Here is an 8,625-nt window from a genome sequence, read left to right as displayed (position 1 = left end):
CGGTTAATTTTGATTAAATATACAAAAAAACAAATATTATCAATAGGTTGAGCTTTTTAAATCGAGTTTAATGTGAACGGAGTCACATTAAAACTCAGCATAATCTTAATAACCGAAAATAGATCATACCAAAACAATAAGTTGGTCCGGTTAATTTACTGCCGACTAACATCAGGAGGCTGGGATGAGTGTTGAGATTAATCAATCCGCTAAAGTTGTCGGGCGGCGAAAAATAAAATCATTACGCTGGTGGATGCTGGCACTATTTCTACTCGGGGTCACCGTTAACTATATTACCCGTAACTCTCTGGGTATTCTGGCCCCTGAGTTAAAAACCAGCCTGAATATGACCACTGAACAATACTCGTGGATTGTGGCGTCTTTTCAGTTGGCTTACACCGTCTTCCAGCCACTCTGCGGTTGGCTGATTGATGTCATCGGCTTGAAAATGGGGTTCCTGATCTGCGCCAGTGTCTGGGCGGTGGTATGCATGATGCACGCAGGGGCTGGTACCTGGTTCCAATTAGCGGTATTGCGCTTCTTTATGGGCAGTGCTGAAGCGGCGGCAACACCGGCAAACGCCAAAGCGATTTCTGACTGGTTCCCGAAAAAGGAACGCCCCATTGCTGCTGGCTGGGCGGGGGTGGGGTTCTCTATTGGTGCGATGTTAGCCCCACCAATTATCGTATTGGCTCATGTGGCTTTCGGCTGGCAAGGTGCATTCTTATTGTCCGGTGCTTTGGCTATGGTTTGGGTTGTGCTGTGGTGGCGTTTTTATCATTCACCTGACACCCATCCAAACCTGAGTAAGGAAGAGTTTGAACTGATTCACCAAGACAATGAACCAGTACTCCCTCGACTGCCTTTCCTTAAATCATTGGCCATTCTGAGTAAGAATAAGAAATTTTACGGTATCGCTATCCCGGCATTTTTAGCCGAGCCAGCATGGGCAGTATTTAGCTTCTGGGTTCCACTTTATTTGGCAACCGAGCGGGGCATGGACCTGAAACAGATTGCCATGTTCGCCTGGCTACCCTTCCTGGCGGCAGATATCGGCAGTGTTGCCAGTGGCTATTTAACCAAACTCTACCAAAAATGGTTCGGTTGCAGCCGTGTCAACTCAGTGGTCGCCAGCTCCGTAACCGGTGCCTTTATGATGGTTTCACTGGCTTTTGTTGCCATCACCAAAGACCCTTATCTGGCGATTGCTTTAATCTCTATTGGTGGTTTCGGTCATCAGGTTATCTCCTGCATGCTCAGTGCATTAGTCGTTGAGTCCTTTGATAAAAACCAAGTGGCCACCGTCAATGGCCTGCGCGGCTCTTCCGCCTGGATTGCCAGCTTCCTGTTTACTTTATTGATTGGGGCCGTATCCGACACCATTGGCTTTAACCCGCTGTTTATTGCTATGGGTTTCTTCGATTTGATTGGTGCGGTGTTCCTGGTTGCCCTGTTTGCTGAGCGCCGCAATAAAACACAACCGGTTGCCTGATGCTATTAACCCGGCAACGGTGCCCCCGTACTGTTGCCAGAAAAAAGATGAGCTGTGATGAAAACATTAAAAAACTGGCAGTTGATAAACCAATATCCCGACCATTTGGAATTACTGGTCGATGACCATCATATATTTTGTCTGTATATATTAGAGCCAAACCTCTGCCGTGTGCTGATTAAAAAGAATGGTGAACTGGCCTTAAACCGCACCTGGAGCATTGCCCCACAAGCCGATGTGCCATGGTCTGGCCGTGACCGACTTAGCCTGGACGGTTTCTCCATCCCAGGTTATCAATTGGAACACCATGAACAACAGTTGATAGTCACCACTGAATGTTTGCGGGTGACCATTTATCAACCGCTATATCTGGCATGGGAATATAAAAATCAGCACGGCGAGTGGCAGCCACTGGCCGCGGATCGGCCCACCAGCGCTTATTTACTCAGCCCCCATGGAGAGGCTATTGCTCACTATCAGCGGCGATATCCCAATGAGCAATATTACGGATTAGGTGAAAAGGCCGGTGATCTTAACCGTGCGGGTCGCCGCTTTGAAATGCGCAATTTAGATGCTATGGGTTACAACGCCGCCAGTACTGACCCACTCTACAAGCATATCCCGTTTACCATCACTCGCCGTGATGATGTCAGCTTTGGTCTTTTTTATGACAATTTAAGCAGTTGCTGGTTAGATTTAGGGAATGAGATTGATAACTACCATCTGGCCTATCGCCGCTATCAGGCTGAAGCTGGCGATCTTGATTACTATATGTTCCTCGGCCCGAAAGTGTTGGATGTTACCAAGGCCTTTGTCCGCCTGACCGGCAAAACCAAATTTGGCCCAAAATGGAGCCTTGGTTACAGCGGTTCAACCATGCATTACACCGATGCTCCCGATGCACAGGTACAGTTGCAAAAATTCATTACACTCTGCCAGCAGCATGATATTCCCTGCGACTCTTTCCAGCTCTCATCGGGCTATACCTCAATCAACAACAAGCGTTATGTTTTTAACTGGAATTACGACAAAGTGCCACAGCCCAAGGTGATGAGTCAGGCTTTCCTGCAAGCGGGCATTAAGTTAGCCGCCAATATTAAACCGTGCCTATTACAAGATCACCCACAATATCAGCACGTTGCCGAGCGCGGATTATTTATTCGTGATGGCGAAACCGGGTTACCAGAGCGCTCTTCATTCTGGGATGATGAAGGCTCCCATCTTGATTTTACCAATCCTGCAACCGTGGATTGGTGGCAGGAGAATGTGACCAAACAACTGCTGGAGATGGGGATCGGTTCTACCTGGAATGATAATAATGAATATGAAGTGTGGGATGGTGAAGCGCGCTGCAATGGATTCGGTGAATCTATCGCTATCAAACATATCAGACCGGTAATGCCTTTGCTGATGATGCGTGCCTCAATGGAGGCTCAACAAGCATTTGCACCAGATATACGCCCGTATTTAATATCACGCTCTGGTTGTGCCGGTATGCAACGCTACGCCCAGACCTGGAGTGGTGACAACCGTACCAGTTGGCAAACGCTGCGCTATAACATCCGCATGGGGCTGGGGATGAGCCTGTCAGGGTTATACAACCTCGGCCACGACGTCGGCGGTTTTTCGGGTGACAAACCCGAAGCCGAGCTATTTATTCGCTGGGTACAAAATGGCGTGATGCATCCACGATTTACTATTCACTCATGGAATGACGACCACACGGTAAACGAGCCCTGGATGTACCCTGCTGCCACGCCGATGATTCGTGATGCTATGGCGCTGCGTTATCGGTTACTGCCCTATTTTTACACCTTACAGTGGCAGGCCACCCATGATGATGAGCCTATGTTGCGCCCTACTTTCCTCGATCATGAGCACGATAGCGGCACGTTTACAGAAAATGACGACTTTATGCTGGGCCGCGACTTGTTAGTTGCCAGTGTGGTAGAAGCCGGACAACGCCTGCGGGAAGTGTACTTACCTGATAATAGCCAGCCTGATAATAATGGCGGCTGGTATTGTTTCCACACAGGCCAATGGTATGGCGGCGGGCAAAAGATCATCCTTGATGCGCCACTGGAGCGTTTGCCACTATTGGTACGGGCCGGCGCAGCGCTGCCGCTGTCACGCCGCATCGCCTTTGTTAATGCCAAGTTGGACTCACAACGCGAGTTGGCACTCTACCCCACCAAGGGCGCGGGGCGATCGAGTGGAATGCTGTTTGAAGATGATGGCGAAAGCCACCGCTGGCAGCAGGGCCATGCATTGTGGCTGAGTTGGCAGGTGACTACCGATAATCACCGTATTGATATCACCTTTGCGCGCACCGGCAGCTATCAACCGGCTTGGCGTGAATTATCCGTTAGCCTGCCCGCTAATGAATATCGCAAGTTGTATATCAATGGTGTCGCCGGTAACGTATTGCAATTAAGCCAGTTAACTTAACCCACTGATAGCCAATAAAGAAACGGGTTCCATGCCAGAACCCGTTTCTTTTCCATTGATAGCCTACCTGACTAGCGCAGCAGTTTTAACGCGCCAGTCAATGAACGAACCCATTTTTCTGGCCCGGCCAATCCCAAACCATCGAGCTGTTCATCACAGAGAGAGTGTTGCGGGAACGCATCTGCATAATCCTGAAAGCTGTGCATTGCACGCGCAAATGCCGGAAAAGGCACAATTGCCCGTTCATTGGTAGCCGCCAATGCTTTCAACAGCACCTCTCTCATCTGCGAAGCATTTGCCTGTAAAATAGGTACCGGTAATTTTGAGCTAACATCAATTTCTTTCCCCCCTGAATCGGACAACATTGTCCCTGCCAGTTGCGGAAATTTTGCTGCTAAACCAATCCCTACCGCGCTGGTGGTATTGGCAATTAAACCAACAGGGAGTTCAGGGTTAACCATAATCGCGATCCGCATTTGCTCTGCCACAGCCACTGTCCTTTTACCGATAATATATGCTCATAATCATATCCCTCGCTGGCAGGTAAGTGCTTTCTTTTATCACCTGAATTCAGCTAATATTGGTAATACATTCCCAAATAAAATAACAATCAGGTAGAAAATGCCATCATCACTCATAACACCGGCAGATATTAAAATACTGAAACAGTTACAGCATGCTGGCCGTATGACAAACCAGGAGTTGGCCGATAAAGTCGGGATGGCAACCTCCCCTTGCTGGCGACGGGTAAAACAATTAGAAGAGAGCGGAATTATTACTGGTTATCAAGCCAATATCGATCGACGAAAAATTGGTTTGGGAATCTTGGCATTTATTCGGGTGAAAATTGACAGTCACAGTGAAGAAGAAGCCAAGCTATTTGAAATGCAGGTAGGGGAGTTAACGCCGGTTATCGCTTGCTATGCTGTCGCTGGAGATGCTGACTTCCTGCTGCAAGTGGTCGCGGAAGACCTCGATAGTTTTTCCACTTTCGCCATGTCAGTTATCCGCCGATTATCGGGCATTAAAGAGATGCAAACCACCTTCGTCCTGCGCGAGGTAAAACCACTCGATCATTTGCCGCTGGAATAGATAAATGCTACGACCAGGCTATGGTGTTCGTATAGCGGCTAGTTATCGGTAAAGAGAGGTCAGCTAATCCCCCACTTATCGGCCTATGCCGCCAGTACCCTATTTCGCCCTGCCGCTTTTGCACGGTAAAGAGCCTCATCCATGCGTTTGAATAAGCTATCAGTATCTTCGCCAGCCTGATGTTGTGCTACACCAATGCTTACAGTGAGTCGCGGCATATTGGGTTGACAGACTAACTGAACAGCCTCACGAATAGACTCCGCCACTTGTAATGCGCCCGCTAAATTGGTTGAAGGAAGCAGAATGGCAAACTCTTCGCCTCCCCAGCGGAAAATCATGTCACTTTCACGAATGCGAGATTCCAGGGTTCTTGCCAATAATATCAAGACTTCATCACCCTTATGATGCCCGTGCAAATCATTTACTTGCTTGAAATGGTCTGCATCAACCAACATCAAGCTGAAGCCTTGTGCATAACGTTGGCTTTGCGCATTAGCATGTTCAACAAGATTAAAGAATTGCCGCCGATTCCCCAAGCCAGTCAGTGGATCCCGTAAGGCCGCATCTTCTAATGCCTGTTCAAGGCGTTTTTGTTCAGTAATATCATGAATGATACAAAGCATTAGCCGCATACCATCCAACTCAACGGGGCCGGCGTAAGTTTGCACGTGACGGGTATTTCCATCGGCTAATTTATGGATGAAGTTGAGAGGCTTGTGCCCACCAGGTAGCTTGGCCACTTCACGCATTACGGGCAAAACATCCTTACCCATGGTATTAATTTCCCAAGTATGTTTCATACACATCTCATCCCGGGAATAACCATAGAAGCGGGTTGCTGCTTGATTAGCATCCACAATTTGGCCATCGTCCGATGGATCAATCAATAACATCGGGGCGGTGTTGGTGTCGAAAAATTGCTCATAAAAACCCCGTTCGTCGCGACAGTAGGGTTTAGAGCACAGTCGACCGACATTGGGGCGAGTAACCTCCGCACCTGCAATATAAAGCCCTTCGAAAACAATAACGTCTCCGTACGGTTCCAATTGTGTCAAAGAGAGCCGACAACTCAGGGGAAAGCTATTGCCTGCTGTTTGAATAGTCCAGATTTCAACGATTTGATCTTCTTCCGCCAAAGCCGGCAGGTAGGCATCCAAATGCTGCTGTGCATGTGCTGAAAACCGGCCATTGCGCAGTAACTGGAGTGGGCTATCACCTGCAATTGTTCGGGCTTCCTTGTTAGCAAAAAGTATTTCCTGATTTTTGGGTAAAACGACCCAAACAGGCGTGCTCAAAATATTTAACGCATCTAAGTAGGCTATCAACATAGGGAATACCGATAGATATTTGGCATAAGAACAGAATACAGTTAATTACTTTGGTTTCACTACTTTTTAACGGCCGGCAAACAAACAGATCAGAGAGAATCACACTTCCTTCTTTTGTAGGTTATTCAGCGTAAAAACAATCACCTTCTAGCCGTAAATAGCGAGTGAGTGTGATCTTTAAGCGATCTGATTCATCACCGGCTATTGCCAACAGAACTGAACGTATCGGGTGTTTTATCGTTCCTGATGTTTTGGCTGGTTTTGAAGTGAGGAGCATAAAGAATCGCGCCTTTCAGTATGGCGATATATGCATTAACGTGCTCAGGGTATCGAGCGTAATTTCATATTCAGAGAAGAGGTTTATAAAATAAAACAATAAGTTAAAAAGAAAAATACAATCGAATCAGATTAATAATGCGTTTTCTCTCACATCTTTTCCAGAAAGTGCTCGCGTAAGCCCCTCTCCGTTGCCAAACTCGCTGAATATCCCAACAACTAGGGAGGGAATTCTCATGGGTGTGCCACAAACCAAATCAGAACTCCTATTAGCAATAGACAAAAACTTCAATAAATTGTCAGGTTATCTCGCATCAATTCCGCCCGAATCAGCATCAAATGAATCAATGGAAGGACACGCGAAAGACACTGTAATGAGCGTTTGCAATCTTGTCTCCTACTTACTTGGCTGGAACAATTTAGTTATCAAATGGATAACGTTTGATGAAGAGGGAAAGCCTGTTGATTTCCCGGAAACGGGTTATAAATGGAACCAACTGGGTCTTCTCGCCCAACAGTTTTATCGCGACTATAGCTATTTGGATTTACGCTCGCTAAGCAGCCAACTACAGAACGCTAAAAGCGAAATCGTTGAATTGATCAATAAGCGATCTGACGATGACCTGTATGGAAAAGCTTGGTATGGCAAATGGACAATGGGAAGAATGATTTCCTTCAATACATCTTCCCCCTACTCCAACGCCTGCGGCAGGTTAAGAAAATGGGCAAAGGAAAACAACCTCAAGCTATGAGGGAAGCTGCCGGGAAAATAGGGCGCGGGAAGTGGTTCTCCTGGGTTTGGTACCTCCTCTCAGGTATAGCGTTCAAAAACTGCGACGACGGTAAATAAATCCTTATCTCTGCACGACAAACTGGTTACCAGACTCAACCAGATGGCTATGTGCGCTTTGACTGGCGCGGTAACCTATGGAAGGGGAGTTTTACCGATATGAGTCGTTTGGCGCTGAAATTGATCCTAAACTTAGATATGTCCGGCCATTTGATAAAGCGTTCAGACAGCAACTGGTTGATAATTTGCAGGTATCGTACATCTGAACCGCAAGGATTAGTTGAACGTGAAAAATCTTTAATTTTGGATAAGATTTTTAGCACAATGCGCGCGAAAGGGATAAAAAGAGGGGAGATTCTCGATCAACTTTCTTTGCCGTTAGATGAGATAAGTACACTAACTTTCAATAATAATTTCTTTATGGAAGCTATTGAGGGTTCAGGGAACAATGTAACCCTTAAACCTAAAGATACTTTCCTCAAGTTGGTAAAATAAAACATTGATATTTAAGTTGGCGATTCAACATCACCAACTTATTTAGCTCAAACTTCAAATCAAAAATCTGGAATAAACCCCTCTTTTCGCAAAGCATGAATGACACCACGCATCAGATCTGATTTCGAAAAACCGGCGGTATAAATTCGCGATCCCACTTCAACCGGTTGCAAAAGGCCACGATCAACTAACTTACCAATCTGATAGGTAATTTGAGCCGACTTCAATCCCGGTAAAACCTCTTTTAAATCATTGACTTTTACCGTCCTCTGGCTAATAGTTCGCTTAAGAATTGTAGATTCCGTCTCATTGATTATCCCCCGCCCCTTGGAATACTCGAGCGCTGGATAAAGAATTTTTGAGTTCAAAAAGTGAAGATCCGAGAACTTATCGACTTTCTTTAACTCCGCCGATATACCGGTAAGAACATACAGGCACCATTGCTCTAGCCCCTCAACAGCCCCCGTAACGTTGTATGGTTACCTTCGATTCTTGCTGAACCCAAGCTTTCTAGCATATGAAAAATACTTTTTAGCTGGGCAAATAACAGAGGATGCACATCAGTTTCAAGGCGCAGGTGCCTTAGTAACTCAAGCTCGGTCAATGCATCAACCAATGGCGAGTCGAAACTGAGGTTTAACAGTGCTAAATCATAGTGATTAAATTTAGGCATAAAGTTAGATTATCTCAAATATGTAAATATC

General features: G+C 46.4%; 7 protein-coding genes and 1 pseudogene. 5 read left to right on the top strand and 3 right to left on the bottom strand.

The genetic code is table 11. The annotated features are described in order from the left end of the window. Positions 1 to 184 precede the first annotated feature (184 nt). On the top strand, positions 185 to 1,492 hold the full coding sequence (locus tag V2A85_RS19680; protein WP_420072151.1) for an MFS transporter: 1,308 nt from the start codon (positions 185 to 187) through the stop codon (positions 1,490 to 1,492). A gap of 57 nt (positions 1,493 to 1,549) precedes the next feature. Next, positions 1,550 to 3,940 (top strand): TIM-barrel domain-containing protein, encoded by a 2,391-nt coding sequence (locus V2A85_RS19675; RefSeq protein ID WP_420072150.1) that lies wholly within the window; start codon positions 1,550 to 1,552, stop codon positions 3,938 to 3,940. 71 nt (positions 3,941 to 4,011) lie between these two features. Here the strand turns inward: V2A85_RS19675 and V2A85_RS19670 are convergent, their stop codons facing one another. Further along, positions 4,012 to 4,434 (bottom strand): DUF2000 family protein, encoded by a 423-nt coding sequence (locus V2A85_RS19670; protein WP_420072149.1) that lies wholly within the window; start codon positions 4,432 to 4,434, stop codon positions 4,012 to 4,014. Positions 4,435 to 4,561: 127 nt separating this feature from the next. Here V2A85_RS19670 and V2A85_RS19665 point away from each other — a divergent pair, with 127 nt between their 5' ends. Continuing rightward, on the top strand, positions 4,562 to 5,032 hold the full coding sequence (locus V2A85_RS19665) for an Lrp/AsnC family transcriptional regulator (RefSeq protein ID WP_083162779.1): 471 nt from the start codon (positions 4,562 to 4,564) through the stop codon (positions 5,030 to 5,032). Positions 5,033 to 5,115: 83 nt separating this feature from the next. On the opposite strand, the gene V2A85_RS19660 is transcribed toward V2A85_RS19665, so the two are convergent. After that, positions 5,116 to 6,360: a sensor domain-containing diguanylate cyclase gene (locus V2A85_RS19660; RefSeq protein WP_420072148.1), complete on the bottom strand. Its 1,245-nt coding sequence runs from the start codon at positions 6,358 to 6,360 to the stop codon at positions 5,116 to 5,118. Between the two features lie 512 nt (positions 6,361 to 6,872). Between V2A85_RS19660 and V2A85_RS19655 the strand changes: the two genes are divergently transcribed. Together V2A85_RS19655 and V2A85_RS19650 are read left to right on the top strand one after the other, a co-directional pair. After that, a complete protein-coding gene (locus tag V2A85_RS19655; protein ID WP_420072147.1) occupies positions 6,873 to 7,388 on the top strand; it encodes a ClbS/DfsB family four-helix bundle protein in 516 nt (171 codons plus the stop codon). Positions 7,389 to 7,585: 197 nt separating this feature from the next. Then, positions 7,586 to 7,921 carry a hypothetical protein gene (locus tag V2A85_RS19650; protein ID WP_420072146.1) on the top strand — a complete coding sequence of 112 codons (336 nt, stop codon included), beginning with the start codon at positions 7,586 to 7,588 and terminating at the stop codon, positions 7,919 to 7,921. Positions 7,922 to 7,980: 59 nt separating this feature from the next. On the opposite strand, the pseudogene V2A85_RS19645 reads toward V2A85_RS19650, so the two are convergent. After that, a pseudogene (locus V2A85_RS19645) lies at positions 7,981 to 8,594 on the bottom strand (hypothetical protein). Positions 8,595 to 8,625: the final 31 nt, after the last annotated feature.

Origin of the sequence: Yersinia sp. 1252 StPb PI (genome assembly GCF_048593885.1) — a bacterium.
In the GTDB taxonomy this organism is placed as follows: domain Bacteria; phylum Pseudomonadota; class Gammaproteobacteria; order Enterobacterales; family Enterobacteriaceae; genus Yersinia; species Yersinia enterocolitica_E.
This window is presented reverse-complemented; position numbering and strand designations above follow the sequence as displayed.

Excerpts from the sequence above, each read along its gene's own strand:
- V2A85_RS19665 (WP_083162779.1), top strand. The coding sequence starts at position 4,562 with ATGCCATCATCACTCATAACACCGGCAGATATTAAAATACTGAAACAG.
- V2A85_RS19675 (WP_420072150.1), top strand. The coding sequence starts at position 1,550 with ATGAAAACATTAAAAAACTGGCAGTTGATAAACCAATATCCCGACCAT.
- V2A85_RS19680 (WP_420072151.1), top strand. The coding sequence starts at position 185 with ATGAGTGTTGAGATTAATCAATCCGCTAAAGTTGTCGGGCGGCGAAAA.
- V2A85_RS19655 (WP_420072147.1), top strand. The coding sequence starts at position 6,873 with ATGGGTGTGCCACAAACCAAATCAGAACTCCTATTAGCAATAGACAAA.
- V2A85_RS19650 (WP_420072146.1), top strand. The coding sequence starts at position 7,586 with ATGAGTCGTTTGGCGCTGAAATTGATCCTAAACTTAGATATGTCCGGC.
- V2A85_RS19660 (WP_420072148.1), bottom strand. The coding sequence starts at position 6,360 with ATGTTGATAGCCTACTTAGATGCGTTAAATATTTTGAGCACGCCTGTT.